The sequence below is a fragment of the Pseudomonas sp. ES3-33 genome (genome assembly GCF_000952175.1).
GTDB lineage: Bacteria > Pseudomonadota > Gammaproteobacteria > Pseudomonadales > Pseudomonadaceae > Aquipseudomonas > Aquipseudomonas gregormendelii.
Genome location: NZ_JZRI01000074.1, coordinates 110,780 through 133,314 on the forward strand (window position 1 = coordinate 110,780; position 22,535 = coordinate 133,314).

The following is a 22,535-nucleotide window of genomic DNA, read 5'->3' on the forward strand; positions in this document are numbered from 1 at the left end:
CGCACTGTCGTAATGGGTTTTGAGGTAGGCAATACATGTATCACGGGGAAAAACTCAACGCCTGGACGCATCTGGTGGGGGCGGTGGCGGCCTTTGTCGGCGTGGTATGGATGCTGGTGATTGCCAGTATGGACGGCAGTCCGTGGAAAATCGTCAGTGTGGCGATCTATGGTTTCACCTTGCTGGTGCTGTACAGCGCCTCGACCGTTTACCACAGCGTGCGGGGACGCAAGAAAGCGATTATGCAGAAGGTCGATCACTTTTCGATCTATCTGTTGATCGCCGGCAGCTACACGCCGTTTTGCCTGGTCACGCTGCGCGGTCCCTGGGGCTGGACCTTGTTCGGGATCGTCTGGGGGTTGGCGCTGATTGGCATCCTGCAGGAGATCAAACCGCGGTCGGAAGCGCGGGTGCTGTCTATCGTGATTTACGCGGTGATGGGCTGGATCGTGCTGGTGGCGGTCAAGCCATTGTTAGCCGCGCTGGGTTCGACAGGGTTTGCCTGGCTGGCATCGGGCGGGGTGTTGTACACCGTGGGGATCGTCTTTTTTGCGCTGGACCACCGGCTGCGGCATGCGCATGGGATCTGGCATTTGTTTGTGATCGCGGGAAGCTTGCTGCACTTTGTGGCGATTTTCTTTTACGTGCTTTGAACAACGGATCAACAGATCTCAGAAGCTCCTACAGGGAAATATGATCCCCTGTAGGAGCTGCCGCAGGCTGCGATCTTTTGATCTTTTGATCTTTTGATCTAGAAATCCCCCCAAAGCTGCTGAGCCACGGCCAGCGCCACAACCGGCGCCGTCTCAGTCCGCAACACTCGCGGGCCAAGCCGTGCCGCGTGAAAGCCTGCGCCCTTGGCCTGATCAACCTCGGCATCCGACAGCCCGCCTTCTGGCCCGATCAGAAATGCCAGCGTGGCGGGCTTGGCGTGACTCAGCAACGGCTCGGCCACCGGATGCAGCACCAGCTTCAGCTGCGCTTCAGTCTGCTTGAGCCAATCAGCCAATAACTGCGGCGGATGAATCACCGGGACCCTCGACCGTCCGCATTGCTCACAGGCACTGATTGCCACCTGGCGCCAGTGCATCAGGCGTTTGTCGGCACGTTCGTCCTTGAGGCGCACTTCACAACGGTCGCTGAAGATCGGGGTGATCTCGCTCACGCCCAGTTCAGTGGCTTTCTGGATCGCCCAGTCCATACGCTCGCCACGGGACAAACCCTGGCCGAGGTGGATCTGCAAGGGGGATTCGACCTGCCCGGCGAAACTCTCATCGATCTGCACCACCACGCGCTTCTTGCCGACCTCTACCAGCCGGGCGCGGAACTCTTGTCCCGAGCCGTCGAACAGCTGCAACGCATCACCTTCGGCCATGCGCAGCACGCGGCTGATGTAGTGCGCCTGGGCCTCGGGCAGCTCGTGCTCACCGGTGCTCAGGGGGGCGTCGATAAAGAAGCGGGACAGTCTCATGCGGGTTCTCTGGAAAGGGAGTGAATCATAAAAGGTGGTGCCTTCTGTGGGAGCGAGCCTGCTCGCGATTCGGTCTCGCATTCGCGATGAGTGCTGGCTGACCGATTGCTATCGCGAGCAGGCTCGCTCCCACAGTGCTTTCATTTTCGGGCCAATCAACCCGGATCGCGGAATCCCGGGTGAAAGTTTTCCGGCACTGACACACTGACGCTGTCGCGCGTTGCAATGTCGATCCCTTCGCTGGCCACTTCAGCCAGAAAGTCTATCTGATCAGGCGTGATCACGTACGGCGGCAGGAAGTACACCACGCTGCCCAAAGGCCGCAGCAGGGCCCCGCGTTCCAGCGCATGCTGGAACACTTTCAGGCCGCGTCGCTCCTGCCACGGATAGGCTTCTTTGGTGGCCTTGTCCTTGACCATCTCGATCGCCAGTACCATGCCGGTCTGGCGTACTTCCGAGACGTTCGGATGGTCGGCCAGGTGCGCGGTGGAGGAGGCCATGCGTTGGGCCAGGGCCTTGTTGTTCTCGATGACGTTGTCTTCTTCGAAAATATCCAGGGTCGCCAGCGCCGCCGCACAGGCCAGCGGGTTGCCGGTGTAGCTGTGGGAGTGCAGGAAGGCGCGCAGGGTCGGGTAGTCGTCGTAGAAGGCGCTGTAGACATCGTCAGTAGTGACGCAGGCCGCCAGCGGCAGATAGCCGCCGGTGAGGGCCTTGGACAGGCACAGGAAGTCTGGGCGGATGCCTGCCTGTTCGCAGGCGAACATCGTGCCGGTACGGCCGAAGCCGACGGCGATTTCGTCGTGGATCAGGTGCACGCCATAGCGATCACAGGCCTCACGCAACAGCTTGAGGTATACCGGGTGGTACATGCGCATGCCGCCGGCGCCCTGGATCAGGGGCTCGACAATCACTGCCGCAACCGTGTCGTGATGTTCGGCCAGGGTCTGTTCCATGGCCGCGAACATGTTGCGCGAATGCTCCTCCCAGCTCATGCCTTCAGGGCGCAGGTAGCAATCCGGGCTCGGCACCTTGATGGTGTCGAGCAGCAGCGCCTTGTAGGTTTCGGTGAACAGCGGCACATCGCCAACCGACATCGCCGCCATGGTTTCGCCGTGGTAGCTGTTGGTGAGGGTGACAAATCGTTTTTTGTTCGGCTGACCGCGGTTGAGCCAGTAGTGAAAGCTCATTTTCAGCGCGACTTCGATGCAAGACGAACCGTTATCGGCATAGAAGCACCGGGTCAGGCCTTCCGGCGTCATCTGCACCAGGCGCTCGGACAGCTCGATCACTGGCTGGTGGCTGAAACCGGCGAGGATAACGTGTTCGAGCTGGTCGACCTGATCCTTGATGCGCTGGTTGATGCGCGGGTTGGCGTGGCCAAACACGTTGACCCACCAGGAGCTGACGGCGTCGAGGTAGCGTTTGCCTTCGAAGTCTTCAAGCCATACGCCTTCCCCGCGCTTGATCGGGATCAGCGGCAGCTGTTCGTGGTCTTTCATCTGGGTGCAGGGATGCCACAGCACCGCGAGATCGCGTTGCATCCACTGATTATTCAGGCCCATATTCAGTCTCCTCGAGGCAGTCCGTGACAAACGCGGACCTGCAATCGCGCAAGCCTATGCAATGACTGGCCCTGGAACAACCCATTGGGTCAATTGAGCTACATTGGATGGGGCGATAGACGTCGCTGGCGGCCATTTGATGGCTGACGTATTCTTCGCCATTCCTTGAGTCGTCTGACTCGCAAAACTGATTTTTCCTCGTGTATTTCCGGAGTTCGCTGAATGTCTGCTGGTTGGCTGCGCGCCTGTGCGCTGGTGATGTTGGGCCTGTTCAGCGTATCTGCGCTGGCCAAGGATAAAACAGCGATCGTGATCGGCGGCGGGCTGTCCGGCCTGACGGCGGCTTACGAGCTGCAGAACAAAGGCTGGCAGGTCACCCTGCTGGAAGCCAAGCCGAGCCTGGGAGGTCGCTCCGGCATGGCCACCAGTGAGTGGATCGGCAACGACAAGACCCAGCCGGTGCTGAACAAGTACGTATCGACGTTCAAGCTTGGCACCACGCCGGCTCCGGAGTTCGTGCGCACCCCGAGCTACCTGATCGATGGCGTGTATTACAGCGCTGCCGACCTGGCGATCAAGGACCCGACGACTGCCGAAGCGCTCAAACGCTACGAGAAGACCGTTGACGACCTGGCCCGCTCGATCGAAGACCCGCAGAACCCGGCAGCGAACAACACGCTGCACGCCCTCGACCAGATCAACGTCTCCAACTGGCTCGACCGCCTGACACTGCCTGCCACGGCCCGTCAGCTGATCAACCAGCAGATTCGTACCCGCTACGACGAACCGTCGCGCCTGTCACTGCTGTACTTCGCGCAGCAGAGCCGCGTTTACCTGGGCGTTTCCGACCGTGACTTGCGCGCCTCGCGCCTGATCGGTGGCAGCCCGGTGCTGGCACAGGCATTCGTCAAGCAACTGAAGACCATCAAGACCAGCTCGCCGGTGTCGGCGATCGTCCAGGACAAGGATGGCGTGACCGTCAAGGTCGGCAGCGTTGGCTATCAGGCTGACTACGTCGTGGTGGCTGTGCCATTGCGCGCACTGAACAAGATCCAGCTGACCCCCGCACTGGATGCCCAGCACCTGGGCGCGATCAAGGGCACCAACTACGGTTGGCGCGACCAGATCATGTTGAAGTTCAAGACGCCTGTGTGGGAAAGCAAGGCGCGCATGTCCGGCGAGATCTACAGCAACACTGGCCTTGGCATGTTGTGGGTCGAGCCGGCGCTGAAGGGCGGCGCCAATGTGGTGATCAACCTGTCCGGCGACAACGCCCGCGTGATGCAGGCCTTCGGCGACAAGCAGATGGCCGATCAGGTGCTGATTCGCCTGCACGCTTTTTACCCCCAGGCCCGCGGCTCGTTCACCGGCTATGAAATCCGCCGCTACAGCACCGACCCTTCCATGGGTGGCGCTTACCTGGCCTTTGGTCCTGGCCAGATCAGCAAATACTGGCGCCTGTGGGAGCGCCCGCTGCAGCGTGTAGCTTTCGCTGGCGAACACACCGACACCTTGTACCCAGGCACGCTGGAAGGCGCATTGCGCACCGGTCAGCGCGCGGCCGGCCAGGTTGAAGACCTGGCGGCAGGCAAGTCGTTTGAGCCAGCGAAGGTTGTACCAGTGGCGGCTGCTGCGGCGGCAGGCGCGGTTGCGGCGAAGAAGGGCAACTTCTTCACCAACCTGTTTGGTGGTTCGGATGATGAGAAGAAGCCGGAACCTGTAAAGGCGCCAGCCCCCGTCGCTCCGGTTGCCCCAACCCCGGCGCCGGTACCAGCGCCTGCGCCTGCTCCGGTTGAAGCGCCGAAGCCTGCGGCACCGGTGAAAGCCGAGCCGGTTAAAAAGGCCCCGGCGAAGAAGCCGGCAGCCAAGGCCGAGACAAAAAAAGCGCCGGCCAAAGCCCCGGCAAAAAAGGCTGAACCGGCCAGGAAGCCAGCGGCCAAACCGGCAGCAACCACTGAGACCAAGGCTCAGTAAAATTTGCTGTTGAACAGAAGCGCGGCTCAATGGCCGCGCTTTTTTTTGCCCGCACTATCGCCGTCGCGGGCAAGCCCGATCCCACAGGGTTTTGTGTCGTACGTGATTTCTCGGTTTACGCATCTCCTGTGGGAGCGGGCTTGCCCGCGAAAGCGTCTTCACGATGACCACTTAATTTCCGGTCCGCCACTAACATCCCGCCACGCTTTGGACTTTAATCTTTCCTTAACTCATCCGTCTCACACTCTTGATCGTATTTCTCGATATTTCAAAGCAAAATTTTCCGCTTTAATTCGATAGATAAGTCGATAGTCTTGGTCGCAGTTCTCACAGGATTTGGGCAATGCAGCTACGTAACTCTTCTTCGCGCTACGGTTGGATCAGCGTCTTCTTGCACTGGAGTGTGGCACTGGCAGTCTTTGGATTGTTTGCGCTGGGCTTGTGGATGATCGACCTGGACTACTACAGCACCTGGCGCAAAGACGCGCCGGAGCTGCACAAGAGCATTGGCCTGGTGCTGTTCGCCGTGATGTTGCTGCGGGTGCTTTGGCGTTTCGTCAGCCCACCGCCGCCTACCCTGGAAAGCTACAGCCGCATGACGCGCCTTGGCGCCAAGTTTGGCCACTCGTTCCTGTACCTTGGTTTGTTCGCTGTGATGATTGCCGGTTACCTGATTTCCACCGCAGACGGTGTCGGGATTCCGGTGTTTGGATTGTTTGAAGTGCCTGCACTGGTCTCCGGGCTACCGGACCAGGCAGATACCGCCGGTTTGATTCATTTCTACCTGGCATGGGCGCTGGTCATTTTTTCCGGCCTTCATGCGTTGGCAGCATTGAAGCACCACTTTATCGATCGTGATGCGACCCTTAAGCGAATGCTCGGCCGCAAAGCCTGATGTTCAACCTCGACTCCAAAGGAATAGAAAGCATGTTGAAAAAGACTCTCGCCGCTCTGGCAATCGGTTCCGCGCTGCTGTCCGCCAACGTAATGGCGGCCGACTACACCGTGGACAAGGAAGGCCAGCACGCCTTCGTCGACTTCAAGATCAGCCACCTGGGCTATAGCTTCATCACAGGTACCTTCAAGGACATCGACGGCAAGTTCAGCTTCGATGCGGCCAAGCCTGAAGACAGCAAGATCGAGTTCAATGTAAACACCGCCAGCGTATTCACCAACCACGCTGAACGTGACAAGCACATCGCCAGCGCCGACTTCCTGAACGCCAGCAAATTCGGCAAGGCGACCTTTGTTTCCACCAGCGTCAAATCCACCGGCAAAAACGCTGCTGGTCAGGAAACTGCTGATGTCGCGGGCGACCTGACTCTGGCTGGCGTGACCAAGCCAATCGTGGTCAAGGCCACTTTCCTGGGTGAAGGCAAGGACCCATGGGGCGGCTACCGTGCCGGCTTCGAAGGCACCACCAGCATCAAGCGTTCCGATTTCGGCAAGCAGAAAGACCTGGGTCCGAAGTCCGATGCAGTCGAGCTGTACATTTCGTTTGAAGGTGTGAAAGCGAAATAACATTCGCCGCTGACACAAAGAACGCCCCCGATCTCGCGATCCGGGGCGTTTTTATTGCCTGGCGCAATCTACGCAGGTGGTGAAATCCAGTGTGGGAGCGGGCTTGCCCGCGATGGCAGCGTGTCAGTCAATATCAATGTCTGCAGGACTGACGCCATCGCGGGCAAGCCCGCTCCCACAGGGTTTGCTTTAGCCAGAAAAAATGCCCCGAATCTCGCGATCCGGGGCATTTTTTATTGCAGCGTTAACTCAGCGATTACGAGTCAGCAGCGCTGGTTTTTCGCCGCGAGGACGGCCTGGCAATTGATCAAGCTGTTCAGGTGTCGGGAAACGATCGGTTTTCGACTCCTTGTGAATGATCTTCGGTGCCGGGCCGCGCGGGTTCTGCACCGCTGGTTCCGAGCGAGGCTGATCGTCACGCGCCGGACGGCGATTGCGACCTTCTTCGCGACGGGCTTGACCGTCACGTGGAGCACCGCTGCGTGGGCCACTGCGCTTGGCCGGCGGAGTGCCAGTGGTGGCGCCGTCGCTGCTGCGCGGACCGCTCTGGCGACCCTGTGGCTTACCGCCGTTGCGCGGTGCACCGGCACCGGCACCGGCACCTGCGCCGGCTGCCGCACCCGGTGCCGGAGCACCTGGACGACGGCCACGGCCCTGAGCCGGCTTGGCTTGCGGCACGTAGTCGACGCGATTACCGAAGTTATCGATGTCGTCGTCCAGGAACTCGTCCGGTGCGCGATCAGCGGAAGCACGAGGTGCCGGGCGCTGTTGCTCGCGAGCTGGCGTGCCTTCACGTGGCTTGTGCTCACGGGCCGGGCGATCGCCACGGCCAGTGGTTGCAGGTTTTTCCTTGCCGCCCTTGTCCTTGCCCTTGTCTTTACGACCGCCGCCACCGCCACCGCCGCCGTTTGGACCGTCGCCGCGCGGGCCACGTGGGTTGCGCGGGTTACGCACATCCGGACGCTCGCGCACTTCAGGCTTCTCGGCCTCTACAGCGCTGGAGTCGAAGCCCATCAGGTCGCCGTCGGCGATTTTCTGCTTGGTCATGCGCTCGATGCTTTTGAGCAGCTTTTCTTCGTCCGGAGCCACCAGCGAAATGGCCTCGCCCGAACGACCGGCACGGCCAGTACGGCCGATACGGTGAACGTAATCTTCGTCGACGTTCGGCAATTCGAAGTTGACCACGTGTGGCAACTGGTCGATGTCGAGGCCGCGAGCCGCGATGTCGGTGGCAACCAGGATGCGCACTTCACCGGCCTTGAAATCGGCCAGGGCTTTGGTGCGGGCGTTCTGGCTCTTGTTGCCGTGGATGGCGACGGCGCTGAGGCCGTGCTTGTCCAGGTACTCGGCCAGGCGGTTGGCGCCGTGCTTGGTGCGGGTGAAGACCAGGACCTGTTCCCAGGCGCCTGCGGTGATCAGGTGCGCCAGCAGCGAACGCTTGTGGTTGGCTGGCAGACGGAACACGCGTTGCTCGATGCGCTCGACCGTGGTGTTCGGCGGAGTGACTTCGATGCGTTCCGGGTTGTGCAGCAGCTTGCCGGCGAGATCGGTGATGTCCTTGGAGAAGGTCGCCGAGAACAGCAGGTTCTGACGTTTGCTTGGCAAGCGAGCCAGCACCTTCTTCACGTCATGCACAAAGCCCATGTCGAGCATGCGGTCTGCTTCGTCCAGCACGAGGATTTCCACGTGGGACAAATCGACGCTGCCTTGGCCGGCGAGGTCGAGCAGGCGGCCAGGGCAGGCCACCAGCACATCAACGCCACGGGACATGGCCTGAACCTGTGGGTTCATGCCGACGCCGCCGAAAATGCAGGCGCTGACAAACTTCAGGTCACGGGCATAGACCTTGAAGCTCTCATGGACCTGGGCCGCGAGTTCACGGGTAGGGGTCAGGACCAGTACGCGCGGTTGGCGCGGGCCGTGACGCTGGGATTTGTCCGGGTGACCGTTAGGGAACAACCGCTCCAGAATCGGAAGGGCGAAGCCACCGGTTTTACCAGTACCTGTCTGTGCCGCAACCATGAGGTCGCGACCTTGCAACACGGCGGGAATGGCCCGCTGTTGCACCGGAGTAGGCTCGGTATAGCCCGCCGCCTCGATGGCGCGGACTAAAGCCTCGGAGAGACCGAGGGAAGCAAAGGACATGAGTAATCCTGTTTTAGTTAGGGCTTGGCCCAATGGGAGTCTTGCCTGGCGCGAATGGCGTTTAAGAAGAACGCAATCCCGTCCGGTCCTGCTGGGTCTGAAAAGCTCGTCTGGAGCGCTCGCGCGGGCTGAAAAGCTGCGCTGTAGCGGGGTCGAGATGCCTTGAACAAGTCCGAGCGTCCGGGCGTGAGCCTGGCGGGAAGGCCGGAGTATAACAGAGCAATCACTGCGCGCCGCTTTCCTGCTGCTCAACGGTTTTGCCGCGTACGGTAGTCAGGCCGTTTGCGGGTACTTCGACGGCAGGTCCCGCGCCATATCGGGCACTCAGCTCGGCATAGGCAGGCTCGCGCTTAAAGCGCTTGAGCTCGGCGCCGAACCGCTGCACCAGCAAGTCCATGCCGCCACTGCGACGCACCGCGAGGAATTGGCTTTGTTCACTGATGATAAGCGGATTTTCAGTGATCTTGTCGCGAATGCCCAATTCATCCAGGAGGTGCTGGCCCACTCGGCGGTCGGTGATCAACAGGTCGACGCGCCCGCGCAGCAGTTTCCCGAAGTTTGCTTCATGACTGGGTGCGGGCTCCCTGGTAAACAGCGTCGATTGGCTGAAGTCGGTGCTGTACAGGTAGCCCGGCGAGGTGCCGATGGTCAGGCCGCGCAGGGCGTTCAGGGAGGTGAACGGGTGCGGGCGGTCGTTGGCGTAGAACATCACGAACTGTACTTGCGACAGGGGTTCGCTGGGGTAAAGCAGGGTGGCGTCGCGTTCGTCGCTGTGAAAAATGTCCAGCGCACCATCGGCCTGGCCTTGTTCGAGCATCGACAGGCAGCGCTTCCAGGGCAGGAACTGCCACTGCACTTCAATGCCCAGGCGCTTGAAGACGATGGCGGTGGTTTCATAGTCCAGCCCCAGCGCCTTGCCGTTCTCTTCATAGACGTAAGGTGCCCAGGGCTCGGTGACAATGCGCAGTTTCTCGCCCCGGGCTGTAAAGCTCAGGCACGTGAATAAAATCACCGTCAGTAACTGTGAGATCAAAGGCATGGCCTGAGATTACGACGAGAAGCCGCAAAGAGCCAGAAACTGCATGGAGAAGCTCTATCTCCGTGGATTAGCGCACAGAAAAAGGGCGTTAAAAGCAAAAGATCGCAGCCTTCGGCAGCTCCTGCACCGGGTTTGTTTATTCCCGGTAGGAGCTGCCGAAGGCTGCGATCTTTTGATCTTGCTCTTTGCTTAGCGCGGCAACTTCAAATTGTTCCACACCGCCAGACTCGGCTCGGCCTGGTTCAACGTATAGAAGTGCAACCCTGGCGCGCCACCCTGCAGCAGACGCTCGCACATCTCGGTGATGACTTGCTCACCGAAGCCCTGAATGCTGCGGGTGTCGTCGCCGTAGGCTTCCAGCTGCTTGCGGATCCAGCGCGGAATTTCCGCACCGCAGGCATCAGAGAAGCGTGCCAGCTTGCTGTAGTTGGTGATTGGCATGATGCCCGGCACGATCGGGATGTTAACGCCCAATGCCCGCACCCGCTCGACGAAGTAGAAGTAGCTGTCGGCGTTGAAGAAGTACTGGGTGATCGCGCTATCGGCGCCGGCGTTGGCTTTGCGCACGAAGTTGGCGAGATCGTCTTCGAAATTGCGCGCTTGCGGGTGCATTTCCGGATAAGCGGCGACTTCGATGTGGAAATGATCGCCGGTCTCTTCACGAATGAATTCCACCAGGTCATTGGCGTGACGCAATTCGCCGCTGGCCATGCCCATTCCCGAGGGCAGGTCGCCGCGCAAGGCGACGATACGGGTAATGCCAGCCGCTTTGTACTGAGTCAACAGGCCGCGCAGATCGTCCTTGCTGTCACCCACGCAGGACAAATGCGGGGCGGCAGGGACTTTGACTTCGCTTTCGAGCTGCAACACGGTGTTGATCGTGCGATCACGGGTTGAGCCACCTGCGCCGTAGGTGCAGGAGAAGAAATCAGGGTTGTAGGTAGCCAGCTGGCGGGCAGTGGCGAGCAGCTTTTCATGCCCAGCGTCGGTCTTCGTAGGGAAGAACTCGAAGCTGTAGCGACGGTCTTGGGACATGGTCATATCCTTGGAAACGCGTAAGCCTGGAAGGCACCGTGCACCCTGTGGGAGCAAAGCTTGCTCGCGATAGAGACGCTGCGGTCTTCAGTGAGACCATGGCGACGCCATCGCGAGCAAGCTTTGCTCCCACAGGCCTGCATTAAACCGCTCCCCATGGGGGAGCGGAGCAGGACCGATCAGTAGCGGTAGGCGTGCGGCTTGAACGGACCTTCAACAGTCACGCCGATGTAGTCAGCCTGCTGCTTGGTCAGTTGCGTCACAACACCACCGAAGCCGCGAACCATTTCCAGAGCCACTTCTTCGTCGAGTTTCTTGGGCAGTACTTCAACGGTCAGGCGCTCGGCTTTCTGGGCTGGCGACAGGTCGGCGTATTTCTGGCCGAACAGGAAGATCTGTGCCAAAACCTGGTTGGCGAACGAACCGTCCATGATGCGGCTTGGGTGACCTGTGGCGTTGCCCAGGTTAACCAGACGGCCTTCAGCCAGCAGGATCAGGTAGTCATCGTTCTGGGCATCGAATGCGCCAGGACCGGTGCGGTGGATCTTGTGCACCTGCGGCTTCACTTCTTCCCATGCCCAGTTCTTGCGCATGAAAGCAGTGTCGATCTCGTTGTCGAAGTGGCCGATGTTGCAGACAACAGCGCGCTTCTTCAGGGCTTTTAGCATGTTGGAGTCGCAGACATTGACGTTGCCGGTGGTGGTCACGATCAGGTCGATCTTGCCCAGCAGTGCTTTGTCGATGCTCTCTTCAGTACCGTTGTTGATACCGTCGATGAATGGCGAAACCAGTTCGAAACCATCCATGCAGGCTTGCATGGCGCAGATCGGATCGACTTCGGAAACCTTGACGATCATGCCTTCCTGGCGCAGGGACTGGGCCGAACCCTTACCGACGTCGCCGTAGCCGATAACCAGTGCTTGCTTGCCCGACAGCAGGTGGTCGGTGCCACGCTTGATCGCATCGTTCAGGCTGTGACGGCAGCCGTACTTGTTGTCGTTCTTGCTCTTGGTGACCGAGTCGTTGACGTTGATGGCCGGGATTTTCAGTTCGCCCTTGGCCAGCATGTCCAGCAGGCGGTGAACGCCGGTGGTGGTCTCTTCGGTGACGCCATGGACGCGGTCCAGGATTGCCGGGTATTTCTTGTGCAGCAACTCGGTCAGGTCGCCGCCATCGTCGAGGATCATGTTGGCATCCCAAGGCGCGCCATCTTTAAGGATGGTTTGCTCAAGGCACCACTCGTACTCTTCTTCGGTTTCGCCTTTCCAGGCGTATACCGCGATGCCGGCAGCGGCGATAGCAGCAGCGGCCTGATCCTGAGTCGAGAAGATGTTGCAGGACGACCAGCGCACTTCGGCACCCAGGGCAACCAGGGTTTCGATCAGCACGGCAGTCTGGATGGTCATGTGGATGCAGCCGAGGATCTTCGCGCCTTTGAGCGGCTGCTCGGCAGCGTATTTGCGACGCAGACCCATCAGGGCCGGCATTTCCGATTCGGCGATGATGGTTTCGCGACGACCCCAGGCGGCCAGGGACATGTCGGCAACTTTGTAATCGTTAAAATCTGCAGGCGTGATAACAGCGCTCATGAAGAGCCTCCATTCGTAATGTATGCGAATGGGCGCCGTTGTGCGTTTAGTGTCCGGTCGCTGGGACCAGGCAACGCCCCATCCGAGCCTGACAGGTTGAACCTGCTGCAGCGCCCCTCGGACAGGTGGCGGGAAAACGGTAGCAAACGATCTTTACCGTTTTGAAACGGTGGCGATTATAGCGGGCTATGCTGATCTTCCAAAGCCTTTCTGCAGGTCAATGTCTGAACGGTAATCGATGCCATAGTCGATGGCGAATAGAGCTCTAGCCCGGGCTCTGCCATGATGGTAACCATCATTCGGCAAGACGCTCAGGAGTGAATATGAATTTCCACACCCGCAAATGGGTAAAACCCGAAGACCTCAACCCCAACGGCACGCTGTTCGGCGGCAGCCTGTTGCGCTGGATCGACGAAGAGGCGGCCATTTACGCCATTGTCCAGCTGGGCAACCAGCGCGTGGTCACCAAGTACATTTCGGAAATCAACTTCGTCAGTGCCTCGCGCCAGGGTGACATCATTGAATTGGGCATTACCGCCACCGAGTTTGGCCGCACGTCCATCAGCCTGACCTGCGAAGTGCGCAACAAGATTACGCGCAAGAGCATCCTGACGGTGGAGAAAATGGTGTTCGTGAACCTCGGCGAAGACGGCTTGCCTGCGCCGCACGGCCGGACCGAAATCAAATACGTCAAAGATCAGTTCCAGGACGAGTAACACGAGTTCGTGGGAGCCGGCTTGCCGGCGATGGCGTCGCTAGCATCACCGGAAAAATCCGAGTTCATCTCGGTTCCTGGTGTCGCTAATGACCCCATCGCGGGCAAGCCTTGCTCCCACAGATTGATGCTCCCACAGGCTCCACACATGGCTCCCACAGGCCGCACTACCACAGGACTGATGTTTCGTTAGTGTGAGCAGTGAACAGCTCCGAACCGCGCCTGTCGTACGTACATCTCACGCCACCGGTTCCGGAGCACTATGGACACGCAAAAAGACGGCAAGACCCCGAACCTTTCGGCCCAGGAAAAACACGACGTCGACAAAAGCCAGCCGCCGCGCGCTGCCGTGCTGCATGAAATCATCCGCACCCAGGGTGATCAGGAGCTGGAACGCAGCGTCGCCGCCCTTTGGTGGTCCGCCCTCGCGGCCGGCCTGACCATGGGCTTGTCCCTCATGGCCATGGGCTTGCTTAACTCTCGCCTGCCGGACGCAGAAGGGTTCAAGGTAATCGCCAGCTTCGGTTACTGCGCCGGCTTCCTCGCGGTGATCCTTGCCCGTCAGCAACTGTTTACCGAAAACACCCTGACGGCAGTGCTGCCGGTCATGACCAAACCGACCCTTAACAATTTCGGGCGGCTGCTGCGGCTGTGGACGGTGGTGCTGGTGGGCAACCTGTGCGGTACCTTGCTGGTGGCTTATGTAATGCTCCACCTGCCGATTTTCGACACCAAGACCGACATGGCCTTTCTCGACATCGGGCGCAAGGTGATGGAGAACGACGCGAGCAAGATGTTCGCCAAGGGCATCGTCTCGGGCTGGATGATCGCCACTATGGTCTGGATGATCCCTTCCATGGAAAGCGCGAAGATGTGGATCATCATTCTGATCACCTACCTGATGGCGCTGGGGGATTTCACCCACATCGTGGTCGGCTCGGCCGAGGTGTCGTACCTGGTGTTTGCCGGCGAGTTGTCGTGGAGTGATTTCTGGCTGGTGTTTGCCGGGCCGACGCTGGCGGGGAATATCATCGGAGGCAGCTTCATTTTTGCGCTGCTGAGCCATGCACAGATTCGCAGCGAAAGCGGGCCGCCCAAGGAGGATGCGGATCAGCAGCCTGATCCGCAAAAGCTCAAGAAGTAATCAGTGATGACCCGCCTGTGCCGCTGGCGCAGGCTCATCACGGGTGACGTGCTTGACCAGTTTGCCGATGCTCAGGCCCTGCAGCAGGATCGACGACAGCACCACAATGTAGGTAATGCTCAGCAACAGGTCGCGCTCCGGCCCCAGCGGAAGCGCCAGCGCCAAGGCTACCGAAACACCTCCACGCAGCCCGCCCCAGGTCAGAATCCTGATTGTCCCGCGCGGGACTGTGCGCCAGCGACGCAGCAGCAGGATGGCCGGCGCCACGGTCAGCAGGCGTGACAGCAAGATTGCCACGGCCAGCAAACTGGCTGCCAGCACATGCAGCCAGTTGAATGGCAGCAGCAATAGCTCCATGCCGATCAGGGCAAACAGCAGGGCGTTGAGCATGTCGTCGAGCAGCTCCCAAAAACCGTCCAGGTACTTGCGGGTCATGTCGTTCATCGCCAGGTTGCGGCCCAGGTTGCCGATGATCAGGCCGGCAACCACCATCGCGATCGGCGCGGACACGTGCAACTCCGAGGCCATCGCCGAACCACCGATCACCAGCGCCAACGTCAGCATCACTTCGATCTGATGCTGCTCGATGCTCTTGATCATCAGGTACACCAGATAACCGATCAGCGCGCCAAACAGCACGCCGCCAACAGCTTCATGCACGAACAGCATGGCGGTTGCGCCGACGGTTGGCGTCTCACCCAGTTGCGCGATACCCAACAGTACGGTGAACACCACCACCGCCGTGCCGTCGTTGAATAGCGACTCGCCGACGATTGTGGTTTTCAGCGGCTTGGAGGCGTTGGCCGTCCGTAATACGCCGAGCACCGCGATTGGATCTGTCGGCGAAATCAGCGCGCCGAACAGCAGGCAGTACAGGAAGCTCACGTGCCAGCCGAACAGGGCAAAGATGTAATAGGCCAGGCTACCGATCACGGCGGTGGCGATCAGGACGCCGAAAGTCGCGAGCAGGCCAATGGGCCAGCGATAGCTGCGCAGGTCATTGAGATTGACGTGCAGGGCGCCGGCAAACAGCAGGAATGACAGCATCCAGTTCATCAGCAGATCGCCGAAGTCGATCTGTCCGATCAGTTGTTGAATGCGATCTTCAAGACCGGGATAACCCAGGAAGCTCAGTCCTTGCAGGAGCAGGGAAAACAGCAGGGCAGTGACCATGACGCCGATGGTGGGTGGCAGGCCGATAAAGCGGAAATTGACGTAGGTGAGCAGCGAGGTAAGGCAGATAAATGCAGCGACAAGCTCAAGCATTCGGGGTCCTTTGGCAGGTGGTGGAAAGACTGTTAAAAGCAAAGCGTGATCGATTATCGCCTGGATGGCGGGCTTGGGTTCTACGTTCGCCTGGAGACTTCATACGTCAGTCGGTGATGCCGGCCAGCGGTGCTTCACGTCGTTGCCGGTAGATGAAGTACAACGCCGTCACCACGGTCAGGCCGCTGACCAGCGCGCCGGTCCAGGGCAGGTCGGCGAGGTCGGCGCCGCTGGCGACTACCAGCCCGCCGATCCAGGCGCCGGCGGCGTTGCCCAGGTTGAATGCGCTCTGGTTCAGGGTCGAGCCCAGGTTCGGTGCCTCATGGGCCTGGTCGATGATCAGCAGTTGCAGGATTGGGCACAGCGCGAAAGCAAAAATTCCCCACAGCACCAGCGTGATGGCTGCCGGGATGACCGAGTGGCTGGTCTGCGTGAAAGCTGCAAGCACCACCACTACCGCCAGTGCCATGCCCACCAATGACGGCAGCAGGCGGCTGTCCGCCAGCCGGCCGCCGAGCATGCTACCTGCCGTGAGGCCTACGCCAAACAACAGCAGCATGATGGTCACGCCATGGGGGCTGACGCCAGTGATGTCCTGCAGGATCGGCGCAATGTAGGTGAACACACTGAACAGGCTGGTCGACGCCAACACGCTCATGCCCAGCGCCATCAACACATTGGCCTTGCCCAGCACCTTGAACTCGCTGGCAAGGTTGGCCTTGTCCATGGCGATGTCCTTAGGCAGCCACGCCCACTGGGCGATGGCCGCAATCACGCCAATCACCGAGACGGCCCAGAACGTCGAGCGCCAGCCGGCGTATTGTCCGAGGGCGGTGCCCAGTGGTACGCCCAACACATTGGCCAGTGTCAGGCCGGTAAACATCATGGCAATCGCCTGGGCACGTTTGTTCGGTGCTACCAGGCCGGCGGCCACCACCGAACCAATGCCGAAAAACGCCCCGTGGCACAGGGCGGTGACCACGCGAGCGGCCATCAGCGTCGCGTAGTTCGGCGCCAGGGCACACAGAATGTTGCCGAGAATGAACATCAGCGTCATGCCCAGCAGCGTCGCCTTGCGCGGCATGTTGGCGGTGCCGATCGCGAGGATCGGCGCGCCGAACACCACACCCAGGGCGTACCCGGTGATCAGCAGGCCGGCGTGGGGGATGCTTACCGCAAGGTCGCGGGCGACGTCGGGCAGCAGCCCCATGATGACGAATTCAGTGGTGCCGATGCCGAATGCGGCAACAGCGAGGGCGAATAACGCGAGTGGCATGCGCAAGTTCTCTGTCGGTAGTCTTGACGCTGTAATCAGGCATACGCATGCCAGAGACCGCTCTGGAACAGAGCGGGTCGCGGGCAAAAATTATTGGAATTGGTCTGTGCGCAACTGAGTGCGGCGTGGTCGCTTGCAGTATAAACAGCTGCTGACATATGGCGAATCAATTCTCCCGTTTCCCTTAGGAGAGAGCTTGCTCGCAAAAAAACGTGATGGCGATGCGTTAATCCAGAAGGCGCGCGTTATCGTTGACGTCCATCGCGAGCGAGCTCCTACAGGGGAGTGGGTCACAAAAGGAGCATGCCGTGCTTGCAACGGCTTTGGTGTTAGTGGCGGCGCTGTTGCACGCGGCGTGGAATACCTTGATCAAATTCAGCGCCGAACGGCTGCTGGTAGTTGCCTGCATGGACAGCGTGGCCCTGTTGTTCGTGGCCGTAATGTTGCCTTTCGTGGAGTGGCCGCCGCAGGAGATCTGGCCGTGGATTCTTGCGTCGGCGGCCTTCGAGTTGCTTTATCGTTATCTGCTGATCCAGGCTTACAGGGTCGGTGACCTCGGGCTGGTGTATCCACTGATGCGCGGATTGTCGCCGTTGGTGGTGCTGGCGCTGACACTGCTTTTCGCCGCAGAGGTACTGACCCATCAGCAGATCTTCGGCATCTTGCTGATCCCGCTCGGCATGCTGTGCCTGCTGTGGCAAGGCGGAGGCGGGGCGCGGCTGCCGTGGTCGATGTTGCCGGTGGTGGCGTTGATCGGCCTGTGTATTGGCTGCTACACCTTCATCGACGGCCAGGCTTTGCGGCGCTGGTCACATCCACTGGATTACCTGGTGTGGGTGACGCTGATCAGCGCCTGGCCTTTTCCATTGCTGGCACTGGTGCGCAAGCGACCGGCGTTCATGCTGTTCTGGCGCGAACAATGGCGGCTGGGATTGGCAGTCGGATTGTGCGTGTTGTTCAGCTACGCTCTGGTGCTGTGGGCCATGCAGCTGGGCTCGATTGCCGAAGCGGCGGCGTTGCGCGAGATCAGTGTGATCCTGGTGGTGCTGTTCGGCATGCGCTACCTGAAAGAACCTTTCGGCCGGCCGCGGCTCTTAGCCTGTGGGCTGGTACTGATCGGCATGCTGGTGATGAAGTTTTAACGCTGATAACAATTCTGGAACTTGAAAAGGGACTGCTTTATGACGGTTGCTCTGTGGTGCATCTTGATCGCGATATTTCTGCCCTACGTCTGCGTCGGCGTGGCCAAGATCAGTGGTGGGTACAGGTTGAAAGACAACCACGACCCTCGGGACTTTCTTGAATCGTTGAATGGGTTTGGTCGACGCGCGCACGCGGCGCAACTGAACAGCTTCGAAGTGGCCCCAGCGTTTGCAGCTGCGGTGATCGTGGCGCACCTGGCCGGCAACGCGGAGCTGGTGACGATCAATGTGCTGTCGGTGTTGTTTATCACCAGCCGCTTGCTCTACATCATCTGCTACCTGGCAGATTGGGCGATCTTGCGGTCGTTGGTGTGGTTTGTTGGGATGGGCCTGATTATCAGTTTGTTTGTGGTGTCGGCGTAAGATCAAGAGATCGCAGCCTCGGTGCCCTCGACAGCTCCTACGCAGATCCCTGCAGGAGCTGTGTTGAAGGAGCTGTGTAGGAGCTGTCGAGGGCAACGAGGCTGCGATCTTTATCTTTGTTCGCGCTCAGGGTTTGTCAGCCACCTGAGGCACCTGCGGCAACGCCGCGCCCTTGGGCCATAACATCCAGATCTGACCCTGCTGTTTCATATCCCCGGCCAACTGCCCGGCAGCTTCACCGGTGCCCCAGAACAGGTCCGCGCGTACTTCGCCGGCAATCGCTCCGCCAGTATCCTGTGCCGCTACCGGTCGAACCAGCGCCGTTCCGTCAGGTCGGGTGGTGGAAAGCCACAACAGGCTGCCCAGCGGGATCACCTTGCGATCAACCGCCGCACTGTAGCCGGCTGTGAGCGGTACGTTGAGCGACCCGCGAGGGCCTTCGTTGCTGTCCGGGTTGCGGGTGAAAAACACGTAGCTCGGGTTGCTGCCAAGCAGTTCCGGTATGCGAGCCGGATTGGCCTTGGCCCAATCACTGATGGCGCCCATCGTCACATCTTCTTTTTTCAGCTCGCCCTGTTCCACCAGCCAGCGGCCGATCGGTCGATAGGGGTGGCCGTTTTGATCGGCGTAAGCAATGCGCAACTGACGGCCATCATCGAGCTGGATGCGACCCGAACCCTGGATCTGCAGGAATTGCAAATTCATCGGGTCGGTCAGCCAGGCCACGACGGGTGCCTTCACCCCTTTGGTTTCGATGGTGGCTGCATCGTCGTAGGGCTTGAGTACGCGACCTTCGAGCCTTCCGCGCAGGCGTTTGCCTTTGAGTTCCGGATAGATGCTGTCCAGCGAGACAATGATCATGTCCTCCGGCACGCCGTACACCGGAATATTCGCCACCGCGGTCTGAGTCAGGCTGCCAGGGTAGACCGGTTCGTAGTAACCGGTGATCAGGCCGTTGGGGTTGTCATTGGCAGCGCGCAAGCCGTAGACGTCCAGGTGTTGCTTGAGGAATCCGCGGATTTCGTTGGCGGTTGCCGGGACGTTGGCGGAGGCCGCACAAGTGGCGCCCCAGACCGCGTCGGCCTTGAGTCGGTTACAGGCGCTGCGCCACGAACCGAAGCCGGCGATCAGGTCGTTGTCCGACACCGTTGGCAACGCTTCCCAGGTGGCGCTGGAGTAAGTCGCCAGCGCGTGGGTTTTGGGTGGGGCGTTTTCGCCCCCGGTGCAGCCGGCGAGCACGGCGACTATCGGGAGAGTCCAGGACAGGCGAGGGCGCCATGCCTTGATGCAGCTGATCATGGAGTAATTCCTTTGCTGGTTGCCTGAGTGCTCCATGCGCTCGAACAACCCATATTGATAATAGGGCTATTGGTCTTTACGGATGACGCGAGGATACTGGCCGCCGTTCCCGTGACCTGAAGCCACCATGACTCTTAAAAGACTTTCCGTTGTATTGCTGGCCTGCCTGACGTTGACTGCTTGTGGCGGCGTCGACCCGAATTCGCCGCTGGGCCAGCGCAAGGCGATTTTCAAACAGATGCTCAAGACCGGTGAAGACCTGGGTGGCATGTTGCGGGGTCGCATTCCATTCGATGGCGCGAAGTTCGCTGACGGTGCCGTGAAGCTCGATGCCTTGTCCCATGAGCCCTGGAAACATTTCCCGCAGGTGCGCGAAGAAGATCACACCAGCGCCAAGGATGATGTCTGGCAGAAACAGGCACGCTTCCAGGAAATGGCTCGCACGCTTGAAGCCGCCACCGGTGAATTGGTGGTTGCCAGCAAGGTTCAACCCTACAAGGCCAGCAATCTGGGGCCGGCGGTGCAGAAGGTCGAAGATGGCTGCAGTGCGTGCCATAAAGAATTTCGGGATCATTGATTTGCGGCGCTCTGGCTGACGATTCGACTTGCTCGCGAAGAGGCCAGTCAGAGCAACCGAAAGCTTCGGTCATTCTTTATATTTATTTATCCAGCTCATCCAGCGCTTCCTGCAATTCCTTGCGGGACTCGGCGAGCTTGTCTTTGCGTTTGTTGATCTTCTCCGGGTCGCCTTTCTTCATGGCCTTGTCCAGGTCTGCCTGGCGCTTGCTGACTTCATGCTTGGCGTCCAGCACCTTGTTTTCCCGTTCTTTCTGCAGCGATGCGTCGGTGCAGTGGGTGGTGACTTCGCTCAGGGCTTTTTCCAGGCCGGCCTGTTGATCAGCATTACCGTGGGACTTGGCCAGTTCGATCTGGTTGATGATGCCCTGTTTCTTGGCCGCGCAACCGGTCAGGCCGGGAGCCTCTTCAGCGGCCATCAGTGGAGCGGCCATGACGCTGCAAAGCGTCAACAGGGCGAGTGGAGAAAGAAATTTCATAAAAGCTCCATGTGTAAAGGCAATCGTGTCGGTGTGACGACGGGCCGTTTGAGCCGGATCGGCACCTATGGGTTCCCGTATGCACGGTATTGCAGGCCGCTAAAAACCGTCAACGCCCGCCATACGTAATGTTTCGCTCAAGGCCAGGACCTGCGGGTCACGGAAAAACGCGCTTAATTGCGCCGCGCGTCCCGGGCCTATACCGGCCTGGGCCTGCCATTGTTCGGTTTCACGTTGCGCCAGTTCCCGCCACGAATCAGCAAGCTGTGCCTGACCGATTGGCGGCATGCCCAACGCATTGAGCCAGCGTGCGAACGGACGTTGTCGGGCGCTGTTGAAGCTGTTTAAAAGCTGAGCCGTGCTGCGCTCGCCGAAACCGTTAATGTTAGCAAGCTCTTGAGCATCGAGGGTCAACCAATCCAGCAGTCCCTTCAGTCGGCCTGTTTCCAGAAGTTTCTCCCAGGTGCCCGGGCCGATGTTTGGCATGTCCAGCCCTTGCTTGCCGCTGAGCCAGGTCAGTCGCGCGAGAAACTGGCTTTGACAGCCCTGAGTGGGTTGCCAGCAACTGAGCTGATGAAAATCCGCAGCTTCTGGAACCTCCATGTGAACGCGCTCGACGCTACGCAGTATGACGCCGTCCAGCCTTGGAATGGTCAGGCCGGCCAGGCTGATGGACACCTGGTCGCCAGGGCGGATATCCAGCGCTTGCCAGCGTGGCAGGGAACTGACGCTGACGCGCTTGATCTGGCGATCATCGAGCCATATCGGCGCTACATCCAGCACTGGAGTGATCCGGCCAGTGCGTCCGATGTTGAAATGGACCTTGCGAACTTCGGCCAGCGCCTGGGCGAAAGGGTATTTCCAGGCCACGATCCAGTAGGGCGCCTTGGCTTGCCAGCGATCGGCAGAGGGGCGCTCGTCCTGGCGCAGGACAATGCCATCGCTGGCGAAAGGCAGGGGTGAGCGGTACCAATGCTCACGCCAGCGCACGACGTCGGCCAGTTCCGCGATCGGGTGGCTCAAGGGCGCGGTGCTATCGAATCCCAATGCGTCCAGGGCGGCAATGCGCGCGGAAAGACTGGCTGGGCCTTCTGGCCATTCCCACACGAACAGGCCGATGCCTGCGGCGTCCTGCGCGCTTAGTTGTTTGCGCGCCATCAGTCCGGCGACGTTGCCCCGAGCATTGAGGCTGCCGGCACTGGCTTGAACGTGGCCATCCAGGCGCCAATACAGTTCACCTTGCACCACCAGGTCCCGGGGTTGCGAAAGCTGTTGCGGGATGCCGCCAATCCGCCGCGCCGATGCGGTCCAGTCCTTGCCCTGCACCCCGTTGCCGCGACTGATCGCGCGCACCAGTACACCTTTCTCATACACCAGGCTCACTGCCACGCCATCGACCTTGGGTTGAACCCAGACTTGGTTGCGATTTTTCAGCCAGTCTTCAATGGCTGCGCCATCAATGAGTTTGTTCAGGCCGGTGTGGGGGATGGGGTGTGGAATCGAGCCACCTGCGGTGCGCAGTGGATCTGCCGGCGCGTCCAGATTGAAGCATTGCTGCCAGTCGGTCAGTTGAGCGCGGGCTTGATCGTAAAGTTCGTCGGCGACCATGGACTGGCCTTGGCGATGGTAGCTGTCGTCCCACAGGTCGATCTGTTTTTGCACGGCGCTGATCTCTTCCTGGGCTCGCCCGGGGGGCCAGTCGGGGCATTGGGCTGCGTGGACGGAGAGCGAAAGGAAGGTCAGGAGAATAGCGATCAACAAGCGCATCGTGAGCGTCCTTGCTCATTGGGGGTTGTTGAAGATTAGTCAGTATTGCCAGGCCCGGAGGGTGAGTGTTTTGCCTGGTATTTCCCGCGGTGAATGGGCCGGCCCCATCGCG

At 60.0% G+C, this 22,535-nt stretch carries 20 protein-coding genes and 1 riboswitch; of the genes, 9 read left to right on the forward strand and 11 right to left on the reverse strand.

All coding sequences use genetic code 11. The annotated features are described in order from the left end of the window. Nucleotides 1–35: 35 nt before the first annotated feature. Nucleotides 36–653, forward strand: coding sequence for a PAQR family membrane homeostasis protein TrhA (trhA, locus tag UB23_RS13635; protein ID WP_045059841.1), 618 nt, complete (start codon nt 36–38; stop codon nt 651–653). Between the two features lie 98 nt (nt 654–751). Here the strand turns inward: trhA and UB23_RS13640 are convergent, their stop codons facing one another. Together UB23_RS13640 and UB23_RS13645 are read right to left on the reverse strand one after the other, a co-directional pair. Then, nucleotides 752–1,471, reverse strand: a complete 720-nt coding sequence (locus UB23_RS13640) for a 16S rRNA (uracil(1498)-N(3))-methyltransferase (protein WP_045059842.1) — start codon at nt 1,469–1,471, stop codon at nt 752–754. A 155-nt stretch (nt 1,472–1,626) separates the two neighbouring features. Then, entirely contained in the window at nt 1,627–3,033 is a 1,407-nt protein-coding gene (locus UB23_RS13645; protein WP_045059843.1) for an adenosylmethionine--8-amino-7-oxononanoate transaminase, read from the reverse strand. A gap of 222 nt (nt 3,034–3,255) precedes the next feature. Between UB23_RS13645 and UB23_RS13650 the strand changes: the two genes are divergently transcribed. The 3 genes from UB23_RS13650 to UB23_RS13660 all read left to right on the forward strand — a co-directional run bounded on the left by UB23_RS13650 (nt 3,256) and on the right by UB23_RS13660 (nt 6,528). Then, complete coding sequence (locus UB23_RS13650) at nt 3,256–5,007, forward strand: flavin monoamine oxidase family protein (RefSeq protein ID WP_045059844.1); 1,752 nt, start codon at nt 3,256–3,258, stop codon at nt 5,005–5,007. A 343-nt stretch (nt 5,008–5,350) separates the two neighbouring features. Then, complete coding sequence (locus UB23_RS13655) at nt 5,351–5,902, forward strand: cytochrome b (protein ID WP_045059845.1); 552 nt, start codon at nt 5,351–5,353, stop codon at nt 5,900–5,902. A 32-nt stretch (nt 5,903–5,934) separates the two neighbouring features. Continuing rightward, a complete protein-coding gene (locus UB23_RS13660; protein WP_045059846.1) occupies nt 5,935–6,528 on the forward strand; it encodes a YceI family protein in 594 nt (197 codons plus the stop codon). Nucleotides 6,529–6,777: 249 nt separating this feature from the next. Here UB23_RS13660 and UB23_RS13665 read toward each other — a convergent pair whose 3' ends face one another. From UB23_RS13665 to ahcY, 4 genes are all read right to left on the reverse strand, one after another. Continuing rightward, nucleotides 6,778–8,673, reverse strand: coding sequence for a DEAD/DEAH box helicase (locus UB23_RS13665; protein ID WP_045059847.1), 1,896 nt, complete (start codon nt 8,671–8,673; stop codon nt 6,778–6,780). A 223-nt stretch (nt 8,674–8,896) separates the two neighbouring features. Next, on the reverse strand, nt 8,897–9,712 hold the full coding sequence (locus tag UB23_RS13670) for a substrate-binding periplasmic protein (RefSeq protein ID WP_045059848.1): 816 nt from the start codon (nt 9,710–9,712) through the stop codon (nt 8,897–8,899). A gap of 189 nt (nt 9,713–9,901) precedes the next feature. Further along, a complete protein-coding gene (metF, locus tag UB23_RS13675) occupies nt 9,902–10,747 on the reverse strand; it encodes a methylenetetrahydrofolate reductase [NAD(P)H] (RefSeq protein ID WP_045059849.1) in 846 nt (281 codons plus the stop codon). Between the two features lie 179 nt (nt 10,748–10,926). Beyond that, nucleotides 10,927–12,336 (reverse strand): adenosylhomocysteinase, encoded by a 1,410-nt coding sequence (ahcY, locus tag UB23_RS13680; RefSeq protein WP_045059850.1) that lies wholly within the window; start codon nt 12,334–12,336, stop codon nt 10,927–10,929. Between the two features lie 23 nt (nt 12,337–12,359). Continuing rightward, nucleotides 12,360–12,461, reverse strand: a riboswitch (S-adenosyl-L-homocysteine riboswitch). Nucleotides 12,462–12,659: 198 nt separating this feature from the next. Here ahcY and UB23_RS13685 point away from each other — a divergent pair. Then, nucleotides 12,660–13,052, forward strand: a complete 393-nt coding sequence (locus tag UB23_RS13685) for an acyl-CoA thioesterase (RefSeq protein ID WP_045059851.1) — start codon at nt 12,660–12,662, stop codon at nt 13,050–13,052. 261 nt (nt 13,053–13,313) lie between these two features. After that, complete coding sequence (locus UB23_RS13690) at nt 13,314–14,195, forward strand: formate/nitrite transporter family protein (protein ID WP_045059852.1); 882 nt, start codon at nt 13,314–13,316, stop codon at nt 14,193–14,195. On the opposite strand, the gene UB23_RS13695 is transcribed toward UB23_RS13690, so the two are convergent. Beyond that, the gene (locus UB23_RS13695) at nt 14,196–15,461 is read right to left on the reverse strand and encodes a cation:proton antiporter (protein ID WP_045059853.1); all 1,266 of its coding nucleotides are present in this window, start codon (nt 15,459–15,461) and stop codon (nt 14,196–14,198) included. A gap of 106 nt (nt 15,462–15,567) precedes the next feature. Then, on the reverse strand, nt 15,568–16,737 hold the full coding sequence (locus UB23_RS13700) for an MFS transporter (protein WP_045059854.1): 1,170 nt from the start codon (nt 16,735–16,737) through the stop codon (nt 15,568–15,570). 308 nt (nt 16,738–17,045) lie between these two features. On the opposite strand from UB23_RS13700, the gene UB23_RS13705 reads away from it, so the two are divergent. Together UB23_RS13705 and UB23_RS13710 are read left to right on the forward strand one after the other, a co-directional pair. Then, nucleotides 17,046–17,879, forward strand: a complete 834-nt coding sequence (locus UB23_RS13705) for an EamA family transporter (RefSeq protein WP_045059855.1) — start codon at nt 17,046–17,048, stop codon at nt 17,877–17,879. 39 nt (nt 17,880–17,918) lie between these two features. Beyond that, entirely contained in the window at nt 17,919–18,302 is a 384-nt protein-coding gene (locus UB23_RS13710) for an MAPEG family protein (RefSeq protein WP_045059856.1), read from the forward strand. Nucleotides 18,303–18,428: 126 nt separating this feature from the next. On the opposite strand, the gene mltA is transcribed toward UB23_RS13710, so the two are convergent. Beyond that, nucleotides 18,429–19,601 carry a murein transglycosylase A gene (mltA, locus tag UB23_RS13715; RefSeq protein ID WP_045059857.1) on the reverse strand — a complete coding sequence of 391 codons (1,173 nt, stop codon included), beginning with the start codon at nt 19,599–19,601 and terminating at the stop codon, nt 18,429–18,431. Between the two features lie 127 nt (nt 19,602–19,728). On the opposite strand from mltA, the gene UB23_RS13720 reads away from it, so the two are divergent. After that, nucleotides 19,729–20,178, forward strand: coding sequence for a c-type cytochrome (locus UB23_RS13720; RefSeq protein WP_045059858.1), 450 nt, complete (start codon nt 19,729–19,731; stop codon nt 20,176–20,178). 82 nt (nt 20,179–20,260) lie between these two features. On the opposite strand, the gene UB23_RS13725 is transcribed toward UB23_RS13720, so the two are convergent. Next, nucleotides 20,261–20,656, reverse strand: a complete 396-nt coding sequence (locus UB23_RS13725) for a DUF1090 domain-containing protein (RefSeq protein WP_045059859.1) — start codon at nt 20,654–20,656, stop codon at nt 20,261–20,263. 99 nt (nt 20,657–20,755) lie between these two features. Then, nucleotides 20,756–22,423 carry an NAD-dependent DNA ligase LigB gene (gene ligB / locus UB23_RS13730; RefSeq protein ID WP_045059860.1) on the reverse strand — a complete coding sequence of 556 codons (1,668 nt, stop codon included), beginning with the start codon at nt 22,421–22,423 and terminating at the stop codon, nt 20,756–20,758. Nucleotides 22,424–22,535 lie beyond the last annotated feature (112 nt).